Raw genomic sequence first — 19,546 nt, 5'->3', positions numbered from 1 at the left:
GGCCATCCATGGCCCAACACGGCTAACCCGGCGTCCTGCCGGGTTACCCACGGATTCAAGCCTGCGTTCGGCCAGCGTGGTTGACGGGGCCTGTCAGATCAAGATCAAAAGCAGAGCACGGCGGCCTGGTAGCCGACCTGAGTGGTTGAAGCAAAAGCGGATCAACAGCACAGCAACACATCTTTTTCTGATGCACTGAGCTCCAAATGTGGGAGCGGGCTTGCTCGCGAAGGCGGTGTGTCAGCTACACATGTGCTGAGTGACCCACTCCCTTCGCGAGCAAGCCCGCTCCCACAAGTTGACCGAGTTCAGCCGCCCGCACCGCACTGCTTGGCTTTTCTGTGGGAGCTGGCTTGCCTGCGATGCAGGCACCTCGGTGTATCAGTAACACCCAATCGATGCCATCGCAGGCAAGCCAGGTCCAACTTACGCGACCTGCCGGGCCTGCTCGCGCTCTGCGACCAATTGGCGGGTGAGTGGGATCAAGCGCTTGCCGTAATCAATTGCATCATTGAGCGGATCGAAGCCGCGAATCAGGAAGGTGGTAATCCCCAAATCGTAGTAATCCAACAGGGCTTCAGCGACTTGTTCGGCGGTGCCCACCAGTGAGGTGGAGTTGCCTTGGGCGCCGAGCAGTCCGGCAACTGCGGTCCACAACCGCTTATCCAGCCGCGAGCCTTGCGCCGCGGCTGCCAGCAACCGGCGTGAGCCTGCGTTCGGCCAGCGTGGTTGACGGGGCCTGTCAGATCAAGATCAAAAGCAGAGCACGGCGGCCTGGTAGCCGACCTGAGTGGTAGAAGCAAGAGCAGGGCAGAAGCAGAACGACACACTTCTATCTGATGCACCGAGATCCAAATGTGGGAGCGGGCTTGCTCGCGAAGGCGGTGTGCCAGCTACACATGAGTTGACTGACCCACCCCCTTCGCGAGCAAGCCCGCTCCCACAAGTTGACCGAGTTCAGCTGCCAGCACCGCACTGCTTGGCTTTTCTGTGGGAGCTGGCTTGCCTGCGATGCAGGCACCTCGGTGTATCAGTAACACCCAATCGATGCCATCGCAGGCAAGCCAGCTCCAACTTACGCGACCTGCCGGGCCTGCTCGCGCTCTGCGACCAATTGGCGGGTGAGTGGGATCAAGCGCTTGCCGTAATCAATTGCATCATTGAGCGGATCGAAGCCGCGAATCAGGAAGGTGGTAATCCCCAAATCGTAGTAATCCAACAGGGCTTCAGCGACTTGTTCGGCGGTGCCCACCAGTGAGGTGGAGTTGCCTTGGGCGCCGAGCAGTCCGGCAACTGCGGTCCACAACCGCTTATCCAGCCGCGAGCCTTGCGCCGCGGCTGCCAGCAACCGGCGTGAGCCTGCGTTCGGCCAGCGTGGTTGACGGGGCCTGTCAGATCAAGATCAACAGCAGAGCACGGCGGCCTGGTAGCCGACCTGAGTGGTAGAAGCAAAGCAGGGCAACAGCACAGCAACACATCTTTTTCTGATGCACTGAGCTCCAAATGTGGGAGCGGGCTTGCTCGCGAAGGCGGTGTGCGAGCTACACATGAGTTGGCTGACCCACCGCTTTCGCGAGCAAGCCCGCTCCCACAAGTTGACCGAGTTCAGTTGCCAGCACCGCACTGCTTGGCTTTTCTGTGGGCGCTGGCTTGCCTGCGATGCAGGCACCTCGGTGTATCAGTAACACCCAATCGATGCCATCGCAGGCAAGCCAGGTCCCACTTACGCAACCTGCCGGGCCTGCTCGCGCTCTGCGACCAATTGGCGGGTGAGTGGGATCAAGCGCTTGCCGTAATCAATTGCATCATTGAGCGGATCGAAGCCGCGAATCAGGAAGGTGGTAATCCCCAAATCGTAGTAATCCAACAGGGCTTCAGCGACTTGTTCGGCGGTGCCCACCAGTGAGGTGGAGTTGCCTTGGGCGCCGAGCAGCCCGGCAACTGCGGTCCACAACCGCTTATCCAGCCGCGAGCCTTGCGCCGCGGCTGCCAGCAACCGGCGTGAGCCTTCGTTCGGCGGTTCCCGTCGCACGAATCCGTTCTTCTCAGCCAGCGCCGTGGCCTGTTGCAAGATCGTCTCGGCGCGCGCCCACGCCAGTTCCTCGGTCTCGGCGAGGATCGGGCGCAACGACAAACTGAAGCGGATCGTGCGCCCATGCTTGGCCGCTTCGGCACGCACCTGAGTCACCACTTCTCGCACTTGCTCATAGGTTTCACCCCACAGCGCATACACGTCGGCATGTTTGCCCGCCACCGCAATCGCTGCCGCGGAGGAGCCACCGAAATACAGCGGAATGTGCGGCTGCTGCGGTGACTTCACCGTCGAGTGCGCGCCTTCCACCTGGTAGTACGTACCCGCGAAATCGAAGGGCTGCTCGCTGGTCCATTCCTGGCGCACCACGCTGAGGTACTCGTCGGTGCGCGCGTAGCGTTCGTCCTTGCCGATGTGGCTGCCATCGGCGCGCAGTTCGCGGTCATCGCCACCGGTGATGATGTGCACGGCGGTGCGCCCGCCGTTGAAAACATCCAGGGTGCTGAACTGGCGCGCAGCCAGCGTCGGCTGGGCAAAGCCTGGGCGGTGGGCGATTAGAAACTGCAGCTTTTGGGTCACGCTGGCGGCATGCGCGGCGATCAAGGTGCTGTCCGGGCTGCTGGAATGGAAGGCCACCAGGGCGCGGTCGAAGCCTGCCTCTTCGTGGGCGCGGGCCACGGTTTCGACGTAGTCCGGTTGCAGGGTCGGGCCGCTGCGCGGGTGGATCTCAGAGGCGTGATGGCCGCCGATATAGCCGATGAATTCAATGCTCATGGTCAGTCCTTGTCAGGTACGGGATCAACACCTCCTCCGGGCGTGGGGTCGGTCACTCGGCTCAAAAGTAAGGGCAGGCGCCGGGTCTGTAAAATGCCTGTTGGTTCTAACCTAAGTATTAAAATATGGAATTATCATTCGATTTATTTATTAGCAACGTGCATTAAAAGGCGAGCTACAAGCTCAGCCGAATCTGCGCGCACAGCCCACCGCCCGCGCGATTGCTCAAGGTCAGTGAGCCACCGATCGCCACCGCCAGTTGCTGCGCAATCGCCAGGCCCAGCCCGGTGCCGCCGGTGCCGCGATTGCGTGAGCTTTCTACCCGATAAAACGGCTGCATGACGCGCACCAGTTCGTCCTCGGCAATCCCGGGTCCGCGGTCCAATACGCTGATCGACAGCTGCCCATTTGGCGTCGAGCCGACCGCCAGTTCTGCGCTGCCGGCGAATTTCAGCGCGTTGTCCAGCAGGTTCACCAACACCCGCCGCAAGGCGTGAGGGCGGGTGTCGAGCACCAGCGCACTTTTACCGGTGATGCTGACCTGCTTGTGCATGTCCTGATAATCAAACACCAGGCTGTCCAGAAACGCGTCGAGGTTGATGCGATGGCTGGCTTCGGTAGCGCCGTGCACGCTGCGCGCGTAGGCCACGCCTTCACGCACCAGGTGTTCCATTTCCCCCAGGTCACTCCAGAGTTTGTCGCGCTCGGCGCAGTCTTCCATGAACTCGGCGCGCAGTTTCATGCGGGTAATCGGCGTTTGCAGGTCGTGGGAAATGGCCGCGAGGATCTGCATGCGTTCCTTGAGGTATTCAGCGATGCGTTGTTGCATCTGGTTGAACGCCGCCGCCGCATGCGCCACTTCAGTCGGGCCGTGTTCGTCCAGCGGCGTCGGATGGGCGTTGGGGTCGAGGGTTTCTACCGCGCGGGCCAGGCGCGTCAGCGGGCGAATCGCCAGGCGCACCGCCAGCCAGGTGCAGCCGAGCAACAGCGCCAATTGCAGGATCAGCACCACCGGCAACCAATACGCCACGGGCAGGGCCGCCGGGCGCACATCCAGGGTGATCGGGTTGCCGTCAGCCAGGGTCAGGTGCGCCTGGAAGTGCTTCTGCAGGCCCGGAATGGTGCGAAAGGTCAACGCGTACTGCTCGCCCAGCGCATCCGCAATCGAGGTGGCGGCCATCGGCACGTCGTCACTGCTCATCGGCTCACCGGTCTCGCCGGCATTGAGCAGGTAATGGTAGTTCTGGCGGTCGATACGCGGCAGCCAACTGGCGCGCTCGTTGGCGGGCAGGCGGTCGAGAATTGCCACCGAGGTCGACACATCGTTCTCCAGGTTGCCGAGCATCGCGGTGCGCGCGCTGATATAGCGCTCGTAGAATTGCGCGCTGAACGACAAGCCATGGGCGCACACCAGGCTGATCAGGAAGATCAGTGACAACTGCGACGCCAGCGTGCGCGGCCAACCCAACCGCCATTTCATTGCGTGGCTCCAAGGATTTCCACCGCCAGGGAAAATACGTAACCCTCGCTGCGCACGGTCTTGATATACGCCGGTTCACGTGCGTCATCCAACAGGCGTTGGCGCAGGCGGCTGACCAGCAGGTCGATGGAGCGGTCGAACAGATCCGCGTCACGACCCTGGGTCAGGTTGAGCAGTTGGTCGCGGTTGAGCACGCGCTGCGGGTGATCGAGGAACACCCGCAGCAGGCGGTATTCGGCGCCGCTCAAGGCCACCAGCGTGTCGTCTTCGTCGAGCAGGTGGCGGGCGGTGGTGTCCAGGCGCCAGCGCCCGAAGCGGATCAGCCGCCCGGTTTCACTCACCACCAGGTTCGGCGGCAGCATGCGCGTGCGGCGCAACACGGCGTTGATCCGTGCCAGCAGTTCGCGGGCGGAGAAGGGTTTGACCAGGTAATCGTCGGCGCCCATTTCCAGCCCGATGATGCGGTCGGTTTCATCGTTGCGCGCGGTGAGCATCAGCACCGGCGTGGCTTTGTGCTTGCCCACCCGCAGCTCGCGGCACAGCTGCAAACCGTCGTCGCCGGGCATCATGATGTCCAGCACGATCAGGTCAACCGGGGTGGTGTCGAGGAAGCTGCGCATCTGACGGCCATCGGCGACCACCGTGGTGCGCATGCCGTTTTTCTTCAGGTAATTGCCCACCAGTTCGCGGATCTCGCGGTCGTCATCGACGATCAGGATATGGTCGACATGGTCCATGCTGCGTTCCTCGTTAAATGCTCATGGGCCGCAGTCTAGCCATCGCCGCAGGCTTTGCCTTGTGCCCTTTGTATTGCAGTGTATCTGGCGATAACGAGATACACAGCGAGGCAAAAAAACCGACAGGCTAGCGTCCGGCGTCGTTCACCCGCACGCCTAAGCTAATGCTAAAAAGGTATTTATTAAGGTTTTTTAAGATCGTTTAGCTTGGTTGCTCCAACCCAAGACGCTTATGGAGTGAGCCGCCGATGCTGCAATCAATCACCACCTTGCCGCTGCTGGATCTGTCGCACCTTGACGGCACGCCTGAGCAACGCGGCGACTTTCTCGATGCATTGCGCTCTGCTGCACGGCAGGTCGGTTTTTTCTACCTGACCGGTCACGGCATCGACCCGGCGCTGCTGGCTCAGGTGCAGCAGCAGGCGCGCGCATTTTTTGCCTTGCCCGAGGCCGACAAACTGGCGGTCGGCATGCTCAACTCCGCGCACTTTCGCGGCTACAATCGCGCCGCGTCGGAGATCACTCGCGGCCAGCCAGACCTGCGCGAACAGTTTGACGTCGGCGCCGAACGCGAGCCGTTGAGTGAGGCTGAGCACCCGGCCGCGTGGGCCCGTCTGCAAGGCCCCAACCAATGGCCTGTGGCCTTACCCGAACTCAAACCCTTGGTGCTGGCCTGGCAGCAGGCAATGACGCACATGTCGTTGCGCTTGCTACGCGCCTTCGCCCAGGCGCTGTCGCTGCCTGAGCACGCTTTTGACGCACTGTACGGCGACCAACCCAACGAGCACATCAAGCTGATTCGCTACCCCGGCCGCCACGCGCAACAAAGCCGCCAGGGCGTGGGCGCACACAAGGACTCCGGCTTTTTGAGCTTCCTGCTGCAGGACGAGCAGGCCGGGTTGCAGGTGGAAGTGGAGGAGGGCCGTTGGATTGATGCGTCGCCACGCCCCGCAACCTTGGTGGTGAATATCGGCGAACTGCTTGAGCTGGCCAGCAACGGTTACTTGCGCGCCACCGTACACCGCGTGGTGTCGCCGCCGCTGGGTAGCGAGCGCCTGTCCCTGGCGTTCTTCCTCGGCGCGCAGCTGGATGCGGTGGTGCCGGTGTATGACCTGGCCCCCGAACTGCTGCGCGATGCCCACGGCCCCACCAGTGACCCGCGCAACCCGTTGCTGCGCGATGTCGGCTGGAACTACCTCAAGGGCCGCCTGCGCTCGCACCCGGATGTCGCCCAACGTTTTTACGCCGACGCCACACTTCCCCACGCACTGTCCGCCTGATCAGGAGATCACCATGTTGAAGAAAACCGCACTGACGTTGGCGGCATTGCTGGCCTCATTGAGTGTGTCGGCCGCCGATGCGCTGCGTGTCGCCGCCGACCCGATTCCCCATGCGCAGATCCTCGAGTATGTGCAGAAGCTCGACCCGAGCCTGAACCTGAAAATCATCGAGATCCCCAGCGGCGTGAACTCCAACGAGCTGCTGGCGCACGGTGATGTCGACGCCAATTACTTCCAGCACCTGCCATTCCTTAACGCCCAGGAACAGGCCCTCGGCCAGAAGTTTGCCGTGGCCGCCACCGTGCATATCGAGCCGTTGGGCATCTATTCGCATCGCCACACAAACTTCGCTCAGGTGCCGGACAAAGGCACGGTGGCGGTGCCGAATAACGTCACCAACCTCAGCCGCGCCTTGTACCTGTTGCAAGCGAACGGCCTGATCACGCTCAAGCCGGGCTTCAATGACGCGTCCAAGGAGCAGGCCACGCCCAAGGACATCGCCGAGAACCCCAAGCACTTGAAGATTCTGGAGATTGAATCGCCGCAAATTCCGCGTGCGCTGGACGATGTGGACCTGGCGGTGATCAATGGCAACTTCGCTCTGGAAGCCGGGTTGGTGCCGGCCAAAGACGCCTTGGGCCTGGAGAAAGCCGAGGGCAACCCGTACGCGAATATCCTGGTGACCACACCAAAACTGGTCGATGACCCGCGCATCAAGCAGCTCGCCAAGGACCTGCGCTCGCCGGAGGTAGCCACGTTTATCAGCGAAAAATACGCGGGCTCCGTGATCCCGGTGGCGGCCAAATGATCGTCGTCGAGGGCGTCAGCAAAACCTACGCCGACGGCCAGCCGGCGGCGCTGGATAACGTGTCGTTGCAGATAAACGACGGGTCGATTTTTGGCATCGTCGGCCGCAGCGGGGCGGGTAAAAGTACCTTGTTGCGCTGCCTTAACCTGCTGGAGCGGCCCACCTGCGGGCGCATCCTTTTGGATGGCCAGGACCTGACCCAACTGAGCGACAAGCAACTGCGCGAGCAACGCCAGCGCATCGGCATGATCTTCCAGGGCTTCAACCTGCTGCATTCACGCACGATGGCGGGCAACGTCGCGGTGCCGCTGGAAATCGCCCAGGTGCCCAAGGTCGAGCGCGCGGCGCGGGTGGCCGAGTTGCTGGCGTTGGTGGGTTTGAGTGACAAGGCTGGGGCGTTTCCTTCGCAGCTTTCCGGTGGGCAGAAACAACGTGTGGGCATTGCCCGGGCATTGGCGGCGCGTCCAGCCTATTTGTTATCGGATGAGGCCACCAGCGCGCTGGACCCGCACACCACCGCGTCGATTCTTGAGTTGTTGCGCGACATCAATCGGCAGTTGGGCGTGACCATCGTGTTGATCACCCATGAACTCGACGTGGTCAAGGCCATCTGTGACAGCGCAGTGTCGCTGGCCGATGGCCGCGTGGTGGAAAGCGGCACGCTGCTGCAGTTGCAAGCCGACCCGACATCGCGCCTGGGCCGTTCGTTGGCGCCAACCCTGCCCGTGGTGAGGGCCGTATGAAAACCGACTGGAACGAGATTGTTCAACTGCTGCTCAACGCCACCGGCGAAACCCTGTACATGGTGCTGCTGGCGGGCCTGTTCACGCTGTTGATCGGCTTGCCGCTGGGCGTGGTGCTGTTTATCAGCCGACGCGGCGGTTTGCTGCCTTTGCCACGGCTCAACCGGGCGTTGGGCGCCGTGATCAACCTGGGGCGGTCATTGCCGTTTGTGGTGATGCTGATCGCGTTGATCCCGCTGACGCGCCTGATCGTCGGCACCACATTGGGCAGTACGGCGGCCGTGGTGCCGATCACGATTGGCGCTTTTCCTTTTTTTGCGCGCATTGTCGAGACCGCCCTGGATGAAGTGGACAAGGGGCGCATAGAAGCCATCGTCGCCATGGGCGGTGACGTGCGCCATGTGATCCTCAAGGTGCTGCTGCCGGAAGCCTTGCCCGCGCTGGTGGCCGGGGTCACGCTGACGCTGGTGATGCTGATCGGCTTTTCCTCCATGGCTGGCGCGATCGGTGGCGGCGGCCTGGGCGACCTGGCGATTCGTTATGGTTATCAGCGTTTCAACAATCAGATCATGGTGGTCACGGTCATCGTGCTGGTGGTGCTGGTGCAGGGCGTGCAAAGCCTGGGGGATCGCTGTGTGAGGCCGCTGGCGCACCGCCGATAAACGGTTATGTACTAATGAATTTTTAATATTTCTAGTTATATGCGCGGCTGGGTAAAGTCACCGTTACTTCTTTTATCTCGCCGCCGGGAAATTGTTCATGAACCGTCCCCACGGGCAGCCCACGCCGATCCTGACCTTGCCCCAGGGCGAAAAAGACCCGCTGTCGATCCGTGCCAAGGCCCTGGTGTTTTCCGACCCGCGCTCGTTGCAACTGCTCGATTATTTGAAACGCGTCGGCCCCAGCGAAGCGCCGGTGTTGATCAATGGCGAAACCGGCACCGGCAAGGAGCTGGTGGCGCGCTACATCCACAGCGCCAGCGGCCGCACTGGCGCGTTTGTGCCGGTGAACTGCGGCGCGATCAGCGAGAACCTGGCCGAAAGCGAGTTTTTCGGGCATGAAGCCGGCTCGTTTTCCGGTGCTTCCGGGCGGCGGATCGGCTGGTTTGAAGAGGCCGATGGCGGCACCCTGTTCCTGGATGAAATCGGCGACCTGCCGCTGCCTCTGCAGGTCAAGTTGCTGCGTGTGCTGCAGGAACAGGAGGTGGTGCGGGTCGGCTCGCGCAAGCCGGTCAAGATCAATATCCGCCTGGTGACCGCCACCAACATCGACCTGGAACAGGCGGTGGAGGCCGGCAATTTTCGTCTGGACCTGTTTTACCGCATCAACGTCGCGCAGGTGCAGGTGCTGCCGCTGCGCGAGCGGCCGCTGGACATCTTGCCGCTGGTGGAGCACTTTCGCCGGCTGTACAGCGCCAAGCTCAAGATCGCCGAGCCGATGCTCTCCGAATCCGCCACCCAGGCGCTGCTGGAGTACCCGTGGCCGGGCAATATCCGCGAGCTGGAAAACGTCGTGCACCTGGCGCTGCTGGTGGCCGGCGACAAGCCGATCATGCCTAGCCACCTGAAGTTCTCCGCCGGGCTCAGCGCGCTGCACGCGAGCGCCAATAGTGGTGCGCCGCGCATCCCGCAGGAGGTGATGCGCGAGCAGCTGTTGAGGTTATTCGAGGTGCCGGGAGACACCTTGCTGCACGATATCGAGGACCTGATCGTGCGCGAGGCGTTTGCGTTTTGTGGCTTCAACCAACTGCGCACCGCGGACTTGCTGGGGATCACCCGCAACGCGATGCGCACCTTGCTGGTCAACCACGGCATGCTCAAGGGGCGCGCACGGCCTTGAGCAGCAGTGTCTCGAATAGCTGCTGCGCGCGCGGTTCATCACTGTGGGCGACATTAAAACGCATCGCGTTGAGGTGCGCCGGGTCATAACCGAACAAGGCGCCCGGCGCCAGAACCATGCTGTGTTTCAACGCGTGCTGGGCCAGCAGTTCGCCGTCCACCGCCTGCGGCAGTCGCGCCCAGATAAACATCCCGCCCTCATACGCCATCGGCAGCTCGCACCCGCAACGCTTGAGCCATTGCTCGACGCGTCCGCCGGACTCCATCAACCGTTGCACCATGCGCTTGCGATGCCTGGCGTAGCTGCCTTCGCTGAGCATGCGATAGACCAGTTGCTCGAACAGCTCTGAGGTCACGCCACCGCTCATCAACTTCATGTTGGTCAGGTTCGCCGCCAGTTGCGGCGCGGCCACCACATAGCTGACGCGGGTGTTGGCGCTCAGAATCTTGGAGAAACCAGACAGGTACGTGACCTGGTCCAGCCCGGCGAGAGCCGCCAGGCGCGGGGGCGGGCTGGGGTGCAGGTCGCCGTAGAGGTCATCCTCGACGATATGGCAGTGGTATTGCTGAGTCAGTTGCAGCAGGCGAAACGCCTGGCTGGGGCTGAAGGAATGGCCGGTGGGGTTATGCAGCACGCTGGTGGTCAGGTACAGACTGGGGCGATGTTCGGCCAGCAGTGCTTCAAGGGCGGCGAAGTCAAAGCCGTCGGGGCGGCGCTCGATGGTCACTACGTTGACGCCGTGCAAGGCCAGGTTGGCGTGGAAGTTGAAGTAGCACGGCGCGTCCAGCAGCACGGTGTCGCCGGGGCGGGCGAGCAGGCGCATGAGCATGTCCAGGCCTTGCACGGTGTTGGGCGTGGTGATGATTTGTTCCACCGGCACTGACAGGCCTTCAGCGTGCAGCTTTTGTTGCAGCGCCTGGCGCAGCGGCAACAGCCCGGCCGGCGCGCCCAGCCCGGCGATGCGCAACGACGGCGCGCGCACCACACTGCGCAGGGCGTGGCGGAGGGCGTCGTTGTTCAACCAGCCCTCCGGCAAGTGCCCGCTGCCGGGACGCAGCTCGCCGCCGGCGGTGACCAAAGGACGGCGCAAGACGCTGAGCAGGTCTTGGGGCAACAGGTCGACCCAGGTCATCGAGGCGGGGCGGGCACTGTCCATCGCCACGAAGTAGCCGCGGCCCTGGCTGGAGGTCAGCAGGTTACGCCCGCGCAGGCGGTCCAGCGCTTCATTGAGGGTGAATTTGCCCACGCCCAGGGTCTGGGTCAATTCACGCACCGACGGCAATTTGCTGCCCGGCGCCCAGTCGCCGTGCTCGATGGCCTGGCTGAACGCGTCGACAATCTGCTGAACCTTGGGCGTGCCGTCAACAAAGGCGATGGCGGGTACAAACATAAACCTTCCTGGTATTTGCCGGTTATTTTACCGGTGATTGTTACCGGTAAAGTTCGGCCGGATTAGGCATTACTTTACCTGCCCTGTGCAAGGCTGCCGCTCTAGACTGCGGGCCATCAATGACAGGGATTACGTGATGGACAGCCAACTGATCAACCCCGGCGCGCCGTTCTGCCTGGGTGTGGCCCAGCATAAATACCTGGGGGCCGAAAAGGGCCTGCAAAGCGCCATTGAAGGGGGCTACAGCCACTGGTACATCGACGCCAGCCTGTTAGGCGAAAGGGTCGAGGACTGGACTGATGCGCGCATCGCCAGCCTGCAGGAGAAGATCGCCGCCAGCGGTGTTCAGCCAATATTCCACAGTAACTTCAAGGCGCCGCTGGGCAGCGATGTCGGCGCTTTTCGTGCGGCGGCGGTGGAGTACGTGGAAAGAGAGGTCGATGTCGCCAGTCGTTTGGGCGCGCCATTGATCATCCACGGCGGCTGTATCGTGGGTCCGCAAAGGGTGCTGGAGGCCAAGGACATCGCCCTTGAGCATTACCTCAAATCGGTCAAGGAGCTGGCGCAGTACGCCGAGGCCAAGGGCACGGATATCTACCTGGAGAGTCTGTCCAACTACGTCAACTACCGGATTTTCACCCACCAAGCGCAATTCGCCTTTGTGTTCGAGCACCTGCAAGCGCACAGCAATGTGTACTGCTTGCTCGACGCCGGCCACACACACATCGACAGTCGCTTGCCCGCGCAAGCGATGCGCAAGTACCCCGCGCTGATCAAGGGTATTTCCTTCAGCAACCACAAGGAGGCGCACGACGCTTACAACTGCGCGTACGCCGAGGTGCTGCGAGCTATCGTCGAGACGAACTGGAAAGGCCTGGTGGCCTTTGAAACCTGTCACCACAGCGCGCAGGCCGCTCTGGCCGACCTGGCGCGCACCTTCGCCGTTGTTTCTGCCAACCCGGGTCTGGGCTCATGACCAGTACGTTGACGCTTTCTTCGTTTCTCTATTTTCTGCTGTTTTGCGCCACCATGACCTTCAGCCCCGGCCCGATGACCCTGCTGCTGTTAAGCCTGGGGTTGAAGGACGGCCTGCGCAGCTCGATCCCGGCGCAGATCGGCGCCAGTGTGTCGTACCTGATTTCGATCCTGATCTTTGCCGTAGGCTTCTCGCAATTGATCAAGGGCAACCTTGCCATCACCCAGACCCTCCAGTGTGTGGGTGTGGCCTACATCCTCTACCTGGCCTACCGGCAGTGGACCAGCAGCGGCGTATCGATCAACCGGGACGGTGCCGCGCAGGGCGCGCGCAGCCTGTTCGGCAAGGGCTTGCTGACCGGGTTTTCCAACCCCAAGACCCTCATCATGTTCAGCGCTGTGTTCCCACAGTTTGCCGGAGCGGGAGGGCACAGCCGCGCGGCAGATATCGCCATCCTCGGGCTGACGTTCCTGTTGCTGCAGTTTGCCAGCGGCTGCCTGTATTGCTATTTCGGCCAACGCATCAAACACGTGCTGGAAACCCCCAGGCGGAGGGTGTTGCTGCAACGGGTCACGGCAGTGCTGTTGCTGGGTGTGGCGCTGATGCTGGCGCGCGGTTTTTCGCACTGAGGGCGCGATTCGCAGGTTTATGAGCGGTAGTGGCGATTTGACGTTGCCCTGATAGACTCCAGGCATTCATCCAGGATCACACCAAGCCATGTCAACCGCCGGAGGAAATGGACTTCCGCTCGCTTCACGGTTGTATAAGTCGCGCACGCTGGGGCTGACGCTCGGTTTTGTGTGCGTGGTGTTTGGCATGTACCCCCTGCATCCCCCGCTGTGGGTGTGGGCGTGGATGCTGATCAACGCCTTTGTCTGGCCGCACATTGCCTATCAATGGTCGCGCCGCGCCAGCAACTCACTGCGCAGCGAACGCCGTAACCTGCTGTTTGATTCCTTTTGCGGCGGGTTCTGGGTCGGCGCCATGCACTTCAACCCGCTGCCCAGTGTCACCACGCTGTCGATGATGACCATGAACAACGTCGCCATTGGCGGGCCGCGCTTCATGCTGGCGGGCTGGGTGGCGCAGGCCTTGGGTGTCGGCGCGTCGTTGCTGGTGTTCGCCCCGGCGTTCATCGCCGTCACCACTGAAACCCAGCTTTACGCCTGCTTGCCGATTCTGATGGTGTACCCGCTGGTCCTGGGCTGGATCTGTTATCGCCAGGCCGTGACCCTCGCCCGGCACAAACGCGAGTTGCTGGCGCTGAGCCGCACCGACAGCCTGTCCGGCCTGCTTAACCACGGTGCCTGGAAGGACCACCTGGAGATCGAATTCCAACGCTGTCGCAGAGAGCAGGTGGGCGCGGCCATTGCGCTGATCGACATCGACCATTTCAAGACTATCAACGACACCTACGGCCACGTTACCGGCGATATCGTGCTGCGCCAACTGAGCAAAGTGCTGCGACAGAACCTGCGCACCACCGACCTTGCCGGGCGCTATGGCGGCGATGAGTTCTGCGTGATCCTGCCGGACATGCCCCTGCACCGCGCCACCGAAGTGATGGACGCCTTGCGCGACCGCTTCAACGCATTGGCGTACACCCAAGACCCGACACTGCGCGCCAGCCTGAGCATTGGCCTGGCGCCGTATCAACCTGCGCACGCGGATTCGACCAGTTGGCTCAACGACGCCGACCAGGCGTTGTATGAGGCCAAGAGCAGCGGGCGCAACCGTGTGAGTTCAGTGCAAGGGAGTTGGTTGCGATCGGTCTAGTGGGGTAGGGTGTTGGCGCACCCCCCAACAAAAAAACAAGGATCGGTCCATGCTCTTCACCTTCTCCCGTACCCTCCTGGCCGCGACCCTGGCCATGTCCTTCGCCGTGCCGGCCTACAGCGCTGAACCCCACAAACAGATCCAGACCGGCGCCGAACAATACAAGGCCCCAGCGCTGAAGCTGCTTGAGCGTCTGGTGAATATCGATTCGGGCTCCGGCTACGAGCCCGGCCTGACCCAAGTGCGCGACATCGCCGTAGAAGAATTGAAGCAGCTCGGTTTCAGCATCGAGCTGGTGCCGGACAAAGCGGCCAACAACAGTCACGTGATCGCCACCCTCAAAGGCACCGGCAAAGCCAAGATTTTGCTGATGGCCCACATGGACACGGTGTTCAAGGAAGGTTCGGCCGCCGAACGCCCGTTCCACATCAAGGACGGCCGCGCCTATGGCCCCGGTGTGATGGATGACAAAGGTGGCATCGTCGCTGGCATCTATGCGCTGAAGGTACTGAAAGATCAGGGTTTCAAGGACTACGCACAGATCACCTTCCTGCTCGATGCCAGCGAAGAAACCGGCTCCGACGCTGCCTCCGAACTGATTCGCACCACCGCCAAGGGCCACGACGTCACCCTCAACCTCGAGCCCGGCCGCCCAGCCGACGGCCTGGTGGTATGGCGCAAAGGCAGCGCCACCGCCGTGGTTGAAGTCAAAGGCAAAGCCGCCCACGCCGGCGTCGCCCCGGAACTGGGCCGCAACGCCGCGATGGAAGCGGCGCACCAGATCCTGCAACTGGGCAAACTGGGCGATGAAGAGAAGAAAACCACCATCAACTTCACCGTGCTCAAGGCCGGCGACCGCGTCAACGTCATCCCCGACCAGGCGACGGCCAAGGCAGACGTACGCGCGGCATTGCCGGAAGAGTTCGACCGGATCGAGAAGGACCTGGCCCGTGTTTCGGCGAATAAGTTGATTGCGGACACCGAAGTGAAAACCAGTTTGCTGCGCGGTTTACCGCCAATGCCGCAGACGCCGGAGTCGGACAAGCTGGTCGCAATCGCCCAGGGGATTTACGGGGAGCTGGGGCGTAAGTTGACCATCGAAGGCAGCGGCGGGGCAGCGGATGCCAGTTTGTCTGCCGGGGTTGGGACACCGACGCTGGATGGGTTCGGGATTGTCGGTGGCAACATACATACCCCAGAGGAATATGCGGAAGTGGAGAGTGTAGCGCCGCGAATTTACTTGCTTAGCCGGATGATTATGGAGCTTTCGAAGCGTTGATTGGTGCGCTGGGTTCACTCATTTTTTGAGGGTGAACCTCGCTATCCGGTGAGTAGGCCTGTTGTGACTAGCGGTTTTATTGTGGCGAGCAGGCTTGCCCTGCGTTGGGCTGCGCAGCAGGCCCGAAACTGGCGACGCGGTTTTGGCTTAAGAGGCGCGTCGCCCTTGTTGGGGCTTCAGTCCCAAGCAGGGCAAGCCTGCCCGCCACAGTATTTCTAGGCGCGTCAGTGATGCCGGTGGCATTCACCATGTGGATTGGTCTTCGAGGCTGGCTTTTTGAAGGTCGTCTTTCCAACACTCATTCGTCAACCTTTAAATGTCCTCGAAGAAACCTCTTGGGTTCTCCAGAGTGCTCCATCCCCAGGGTAGGGAGCAGTAAAGTCCAGGCGCTGGGCTAAGCGCTTGCGAGAAGTTATAAGTGTGTCCTCAAGCGTGGCGCCTAAAGTGTCGATTAAAGGTTTTCGATGTCGGTAATTCAAGTCTGAGCTTTCAGGTCGTCTGGGTTTGGGATGTATCCTTTACCACTGCCTTGCAATTGCATGCGCACTATAGGGTTTCCGTAATAGTCTTCCCCTGTAAAAGGCTCCAGATTAGGGTCTGCTCTTGTGGTGGCTTCATTCAGGGCCGCGAGTTGCATTCTGTGACTTTCGAATTGAGTGCTCATTTACATAGAATTATGTTGCCTTTAGATAGAGTGTTTAGAGAGGTCGGTCTTGTATTGATTTTTTCTTAGGCTGCTTCTCTCTCATAGTGTTTAAGGCGTTCGAGTGGCACCCTCATAAAGGCTATGTTGTCGATGATTTCATCTTCGAAATAGGTAATAGATAGAAGGCAGATTCGAAATTTTCGTCTGTGGCGCAGCCAGTGCTCCAGCGAGGTGATGACCGACTGATAGGTGGCATATAAGGCCTTGATGTGTTCTTTAGAAACGTTGGGGTAAAAATTGACTCGGTACTTCTGGTTACGATCGCACTCGGTGATTTTCAGAATGCCGCTGGGGCCGATAAATTTTTTGATGGGGTCGCCCAGGGGTCACTGTTGGGGTCGATGGTTTGCAACATCACTGGCGTGTTGCCGATGGGTACAAATCGAGAACTCTGACGTAGCTTTCCGCCCAGAGCTCGTAGGTATTGAGGCAGCGTTTGAAATCGCTGAGAACGGATTCGACGTCTCGCGTCTCTGAATCATTGCGGCCAGTACCAGAAGGCCAATGTGTTGGTTGGTGGCGACGATCAAAAGACAGCCCCATTAACTGGGGCTTTAACGGAAAAAAACCATCTGCAATCCCTCGCACTGTGTGATCAGGCGAAGGACTTTGCCGAGGTTTTCAGGTGGTATCTGTAGAGCTTATCCGGGTGTTGCCTGTGATGTTTCGGTAGCCCTTGCCTGTTCTCGCCCAAGCACCAGACTGCACAGCGCTGGCAGGAACAACAGCGTCAACACCGTGCCCACCAGTACCCCGCCAATCAGCACGTAAGCCAGGGACGACCAGAACACCGACAGAGTGAGCGGGATAAACGCCAGCGCCGCTGCCAACGCCGTCAAAATCACCGGCCGTGCGCGGCGCACGGTGGCTTCGATAATCGCTTCGCGAATCGCCATGCCGTGCTCCTGGTTCTGGCGGATCTGATCGGTGAAGATCAGCGTGTTGCGCATCAGGATGCCGCCAATCCCGATCAGGCCCAGAATCGCGTTGAACCCGAACGGCTGGTTGAACAGCAATAAGGTCGGCACCGCGCCGATCAGGCCCAGAGGCGCGGTGGCGAAGACCATGAACATCACGCCGAACGAGCGCACCTGGAACATGATCACGGTGAGCGTCAGCAAAATCATGATCGGGAACAGTGCGGCCAGCGCGACGTTGGCCTTGGCGCTTTCTTCCACCGGGCCGCCGATGTCGATCTGGTAACCGGCAGGCAGCTTTGCGATCAGCGGTTGCAGGTCTTTGTGCACGGCCATTTCCACGTCGGGCGGTTGTACGCCGTCGATGATGTCGGCGCGCACTTCCACGGTGCTCGCGCGGTTGCGGCGCTTGAGGATCGGTTCTTCCATGACCGCTTGGAAGTGCCCGACCTGGGCCAGCGGCACTGAAGTGCCAGCGCTGTTGGTCAGGGTCATATTGTTGAGATTGCCGAGGTCTTCGCGCTGGTTGCCCTGGGCGCGGGCGACCACGGAGACGGTGCGATTGCCTTCGCGCACCTCGGTGATCGGGTTGCCGCTGAGCAAGGCATTGAGCTGCGATTTGACCTCATTGGGCGTGAAGCCCAGCAGGCGCAGGCGGTCCTGATCAAGCACCAGGCGGTAGCCGCTGGTGCGCTCGCCCCAGTCGAGAAAGGCGTCTTTGGTCAGCTTGTTGGCGGCGACAATGCGACGCACCTCTTCGGCCACGCCGCGCAGTACATCCACGTTTGGCCCGGACACACGAAACACCACCGGAAACGGCACGGGTGGGCCGAACAGCAATTGCGTTACACGCACACGCGCAGCCGGGAATTCACCGGCCGCTATGCGCTCACGCATGCGCAGTTTCAGCGCATCGCGGGCATGCGAGTCCGGGGTTTGCACAATCAGCTTGGCAAACGCCGGGTCGGGCAACTCGGGGTTCAGCGACAGGAAGAAGCGCGGCGCGCCGCCGCCCACATAGGTATCGACCAGGCGGGTCTGTGGCTCTTGCAGCAGGGCTTTCTCCAACTGCGCCGCCACCGCCTCGGTGCTTTTGAACGCGCTGCCGGGCGGCATGTACACCTCAAGGATCAGTTCGGAACGGTCAGAGTTGGGGAAGAACTGCTTCTTCACCGCGCCCATCCCCAAGCCGCACAGCACAAAGGCCGCCACCACCAAGCCCGTCACCCACCAGCGCCTGCGCACACAGGCTTGGACCACATCACGCAGTCTCTGGTAGTAACGGCCGGCGTAGATGGCGTCGTGGCCGCCCGGCACCGGTTTGATCTGCGGCAGCAATTTCACGCCCAGGTACGGCGTGAACACCACCGCCACCAGCCACGACGAAATCAACGCAAAGCCGACGATCCAGAAGATATTGCCGGCATATTCCCCGGCGCCCGAGCGCGCGAAACCCACCGGCAGAAAGCCGATGATCGTCACCAGCGTGCCGGTCAGCATCGGCGCGGCGGTGGAGCTCCAGGCAAACGTGGCGGCATGAATCCGGTCAAAGCCTTCCTCGAGTTTCACCACCATCATCTCGATGGCGATGATGGCGTCGTCCACCAGCAAACCCAGGGAAATAATCAGCGCGCCCAGGGTAATACGGTCGAATTCACGCCCGGTCAGCAGCATGATCACAAACACCACGGACAAGGTCAGCGGGACTGCGGCGGCCACCACCAGGCCCACGCGAAAGCCCAGCGCCAGCAGGCTGATGACCATCACCACGGCCAGGGCGACGAAGAATTTGAGCATGAATTCATTCACGGCCAGGCTGATGTTTTTCGCCTGGTCGGAGACCTTGGCGAAGTTCACGCCCAGCGGCAGATCGGCCTGGATTTTGGCTTCCTGGGCCTTGAGGCTTTTGTCCAGCTCCAGGCCGTTCCAGTGCTTTTCCATGATCACGCCGAGCATCAGCGCCGGGTCGCCCTGATGGCGAATCCGGTAGCTGGGCGGGTCTTCATAGCCACGGCTGACGGTGGCCACATCGGCAATGCGCAGCACACGGCCGTTGACTTCCAGCGGCACGTTTTCGATCAGCGCGAGGCTGTCGAAGGCGCCGTCGATACGGATATAGGCGCGGGCGCCGGCGGTTTCGACGAAGCCCGATGGCGCTACGGCGTTCTGCGCGGCGAGGGCGGCGAAAATCTGATCGGGCTTGATGCCCAGGGTTGCCAGGCGCTCGTAGGAAAACTCCACAAAGATCCGCTGGGCCTGCTCGCCGAGGATGTTGACCTTTTTCACGCCCGGCAGGTTGAGCAAACCCTGGCGCAGTTCTTCGGCCATTTGCACTTGCTGGCGATGCGGCAAGTGCTCGGCTTCCAGTGCGTAAAGGGCGAAATACACGTCGGAATATTCATCGTTGAAGAACGGCCCGATCACGCCTTTGGGCAGTTTCGACGCTTCATCGCTGAGCTTTTTGCGGGTCTGGTAGAACAGATCCTGGATTTCACTGGGGCGCGTGGACTCTTTGTAGGTCATGCGCATCGACACAAAACCCGGCTGGGCGATGGTCTCGACGCGGTCGTAGTAGTCCAGTTCCTGCAGGCGTTTTTCCAGGCGGTCGGCGACTTGCTCCTGCATTTCCTGGGCGGTTGCGCCGGGCCAGGCGGCGGTGATGGTCATGACCTTGACGGTAAATGATGGGTCTTCGGCGCGCCCCAGTTGGCCGAACGAGAAGATGCCGGCGGCGAGGATCGCGATGATCAGAAACAGCGTGACTGCGCGGTGTTTCACCGCCAGTTCGGAGAGGTTGATGCCGCGCATG

The 19,546-nt window shown here is 61.3% G+C and carries 14 protein-coding genes and 3 pseudogenes; 9 read left to right on the top strand and 8 right to left on the bottom strand.

The features are described from left to right. Nucleotides 1-426: 426 nt before the first annotated feature. The 5 genes and pseudogenes from AACU78_RS05485 to AACU78_RS05465 form a co-directional block, all read right to left on the bottom strand. A pseudogene (locus AACU78_RS05485) lies at nt 427-735 on the bottom strand (LLM class flavin-dependent oxidoreductase); the annotation flags it as partial. Between the two features lie 340 nt (nt 736-1,075). Then, nucleotides 1,076-1,384: pseudogene (locus tag AACU78_RS05480) on the bottom strand (LLM class flavin-dependent oxidoreductase); the annotation flags it as partial. Between the two features lie 339 nt (nt 1,385-1,723). Continuing rightward, a complete protein-coding gene (locus tag AACU78_RS05475) occupies nt 1,724-2,806 on the bottom strand; it encodes an LLM class flavin-dependent oxidoreductase (protein WP_106580207.1) in 1,083 nt (360 codons plus the stop codon). Between the two features lie 175 nt (nt 2,807-2,981). After that, nucleotides 2,982-4,286: an ATP-binding protein gene (locus AACU78_RS05470; RefSeq protein ID WP_106580206.1), complete on the bottom strand. Its 1,305-nt coding sequence runs from the start codon at nt 4,284-4,286 to the stop codon at nt 2,982-2,984. Continuing rightward, the gene (locus AACU78_RS05465; RefSeq protein ID WP_106580205.1) at nt 4,283-5,023 is read right to left on the bottom strand and encodes a response regulator; all 741 of its coding nucleotides are present in this window, start codon (nt 5,021-5,023) and stop codon (nt 4,283-4,285) included. Before AACU78_RS05465 ends, AACU78_RS05470 begins: the two co-directional genes overlap by 4 nt. 248 nt (nt 5,024-5,271) lie before the next feature. Between AACU78_RS05465 and AACU78_RS05460 the strand changes: the two genes are divergently transcribed. The 5 genes from AACU78_RS05460 (at nt 5,272) to AACU78_RS05440 (ending at nt 9,693) form a co-directional block, all read left to right on the top strand. Then, complete coding sequence (locus AACU78_RS05460; protein ID WP_106580204.1) at nt 5,272-6,303, top strand: isopenicillin N synthase family dioxygenase; 1,032 nt, start codon at nt 5,272-5,274, stop codon at nt 6,301-6,303. A gap of 13 nt (nt 6,304-6,316) precedes the next feature. Beyond that, on the top strand, nt 6,317-7,111 hold the full coding sequence (locus AACU78_RS05455) for a MetQ/NlpA family ABC transporter substrate-binding protein (RefSeq protein ID WP_106580203.1): 795 nt from the start codon (nt 6,317-6,319) through the stop codon (nt 7,109-7,111). Continuing rightward, entirely contained in the window at nt 7,108-7,854 is a 747-nt protein-coding gene (locus tag AACU78_RS05450) for a methionine ABC transporter ATP-binding protein (protein WP_106580202.1), read from the top strand. The genes AACU78_RS05455 and AACU78_RS05450 overlap by 4 nt, the downstream gene beginning before the upstream one ends. Continuing rightward, on the top strand, nt 7,851-8,516 hold the full coding sequence (locus AACU78_RS05445; RefSeq protein WP_106580201.1) for a methionine ABC transporter permease: 666 nt from the start codon (nt 7,851-7,853) through the stop codon (nt 8,514-8,516). The genes AACU78_RS05450 and AACU78_RS05445 overlap by 4 nt, the downstream gene beginning before the upstream one ends. 97 nt (nt 8,517-8,613) lie before the next feature. Further along, a complete protein-coding gene (locus AACU78_RS05440; protein WP_106580200.1) occupies nt 8,614-9,693 on the top strand; it encodes a sigma-54 interaction domain-containing protein in 1,080 nt (359 codons plus the stop codon). On the opposite strand, the gene AACU78_RS05435 is transcribed toward AACU78_RS05440, so the two are convergent. Then, nucleotides 9,671-11,083 (bottom strand): aminotransferase-like domain-containing protein, encoded by a 1,413-nt coding sequence (locus AACU78_RS05435; RefSeq protein ID WP_106580199.1) that lies wholly within the window; start codon nt 11,081-11,083, stop codon nt 9,671-9,673. The two genes, AACU78_RS05440 and AACU78_RS05435, sit on opposite strands and share 23 nt — an antisense overlap. A gap of 136 nt (nt 11,084-11,219) precedes the next feature. On the opposite strand from AACU78_RS05435, the gene AACU78_RS05430 reads away from it, so the two are divergent. The 4 genes from AACU78_RS05430 to AACU78_RS05415 all read left to right on the top strand — a co-directional run bounded on the left by AACU78_RS05430 (nt 11,220) and on the right by AACU78_RS05415 (nt 15,114). Then, nucleotides 11,220-12,059, top strand: a complete 840-nt coding sequence (locus AACU78_RS05430) for a sugar phosphate isomerase/epimerase family protein (protein ID WP_106580198.1) — start codon at nt 11,220-11,222, stop codon at nt 12,057-12,059. After that, complete coding sequence (locus AACU78_RS05425) at nt 12,056-12,688, top strand: LysE family translocator (protein WP_106580197.1); 633 nt, start codon at nt 12,056-12,058, stop codon at nt 12,686-12,688. Before AACU78_RS05430 ends, AACU78_RS05425 begins: the two co-directional genes overlap by 4 nt. 88 nt (nt 12,689-12,776) lie before the next feature. Next, nucleotides 12,777-13,835 carry a diguanylate cyclase gene (locus AACU78_RS05420; protein WP_106580196.1) on the top strand — a complete coding sequence of 353 codons (1,059 nt, stop codon included), beginning with the start codon at nt 12,777-12,779 and terminating at the stop codon, nt 13,833-13,835. Between the two features lie 49 nt (nt 13,836-13,884). Further along, on the top strand, nt 13,885-15,114 hold the full coding sequence (locus tag AACU78_RS05415) for a M20/M25/M40 family metallo-hydrolase (RefSeq protein ID WP_106580195.1): 1,230 nt from the start codon (nt 13,885-13,887) through the stop codon (nt 15,112-15,114). 855 nt (nt 15,115-15,969) lie between these two features. On the opposite strand, the pseudogene AACU78_RS30035 reads toward AACU78_RS05415, so the two are convergent. Together AACU78_RS30035 and AACU78_RS05410 are read right to left on the bottom strand one after the other, a co-directional pair. Next, a pseudogene (locus tag AACU78_RS30035) lies at nt 15,970-16,357 on the bottom strand (hypothetical protein); the annotation flags it as partial. A 104-nt stretch (nt 16,358-16,461) separates the two neighbouring features. Continuing rightward, the gene (locus tag AACU78_RS05410; protein WP_106580194.1) at nt 16,462-19,545 is read right to left on the bottom strand and encodes an efflux RND transporter permease subunit; all 3,084 of its coding nucleotides are present in this window, start codon (nt 19,543-19,545) and stop codon (nt 16,462-16,464) included. Nucleotide 19,546: the final 1 nt, after the last annotated feature.

The sequence above is a fragment of the Pseudomonas sp. R9.37 genome (assembly GCF_963878885.1).
Lineage (GTDB): Bacteria > Pseudomonadota > Gammaproteobacteria > Pseudomonadales > Pseudomonadaceae > Aquipseudomonas.
Note: the sequence above shows the minus strand (reverse complement) of the source record. Positions and strands in the feature narration are given on the sequence as shown.

What these genes read in the sequence shown, in the direction of transcription:
- AACU78_RS05450 (WP_106580202.1), top strand. Translation starts at nt 7,108, where the DNA reads ATGATCGTCGTCGAGGGCGTCAGCAAAACCTACGCCGACGGCCAGCCG.
- AACU78_RS05445 (WP_106580201.1), top strand. Translation starts at nt 7,851, where the DNA reads ATGAAAACCGACTGGAACGAGATTGTTCAACTGCTGCTCAACGCCACC.
- AACU78_RS05415 (WP_106580195.1), top strand. Translation starts at nt 13,885, where the DNA reads ATGCTCTTCACCTTCTCCCGTACCCTCCTGGCCGCGACCCTGGCCATG.
- AACU78_RS05465 (WP_106580205.1), bottom strand. Translation starts at nt 5,023, where the DNA reads ATGGACCATGTCGACCATATCCTGATCGTCGATGACGACCGCGAGATC.
- AACU78_RS05455 (WP_106580203.1), top strand. Translation starts at nt 6,317, where the DNA reads ATGTTGAAGAAAACCGCACTGACGTTGGCGGCATTGCTGGCCTCATTG.
- AACU78_RS05420 (WP_106580196.1), top strand. Translation starts at nt 12,777, where the DNA reads ATGTCAACCGCCGGAGGAAATGGACTTCCGCTCGCTTCACGGTTGTAT.
- AACU78_RS05460 (WP_106580204.1), top strand. Translation starts at nt 5,272, where the DNA reads ATGCTGCAATCAATCACCACCTTGCCGCTGCTGGATCTGTCGCACCTT.
- AACU78_RS05425 (WP_106580197.1), top strand. Translation starts at nt 12,056, where the DNA reads ATGACCAGTACGTTGACGCTTTCTTCGTTTCTCTATTTTCTGCTGTTT.
- AACU78_RS05430 (WP_106580198.1), top strand. Translation starts at nt 11,220, where the DNA reads ATGGACAGCCAACTGATCAACCCCGGCGCGCCGTTCTGCCTGGGTGTG.
- AACU78_RS05475 (WP_106580207.1), bottom strand. Translation starts at nt 2,806, where the DNA reads ATGAGCATTGAATTCATCGGCTATATCGGCGGCCATCACGCCTCTGAG.
- AACU78_RS05440 (WP_106580200.1), top strand. Translation starts at nt 8,614, where the DNA reads ATGAACCGTCCCCACGGGCAGCCCACGCCGATCCTGACCTTGCCCCAG.
- AACU78_RS05470 (WP_106580206.1), bottom strand. Translation starts at nt 4,286, where the DNA reads ATGAAATGGCGGTTGGGTTGGCCGCGCACGCTGGCGTCGCAGTTGTCA.
- AACU78_RS05435 (WP_106580199.1), bottom strand. Translation starts at nt 11,083, where the DNA reads ATGTTTGTACCCGCCATCGCCTTTGTTGACGGCACGCCCAAGGTTCAG.
- AACU78_RS05410 (WP_106580194.1), bottom strand. Translation starts at nt 19,545, where the DNA reads ATGCGCGGCATCAACCTCTCCGAACTGGCGGTGAAACACCGCGCAGTC.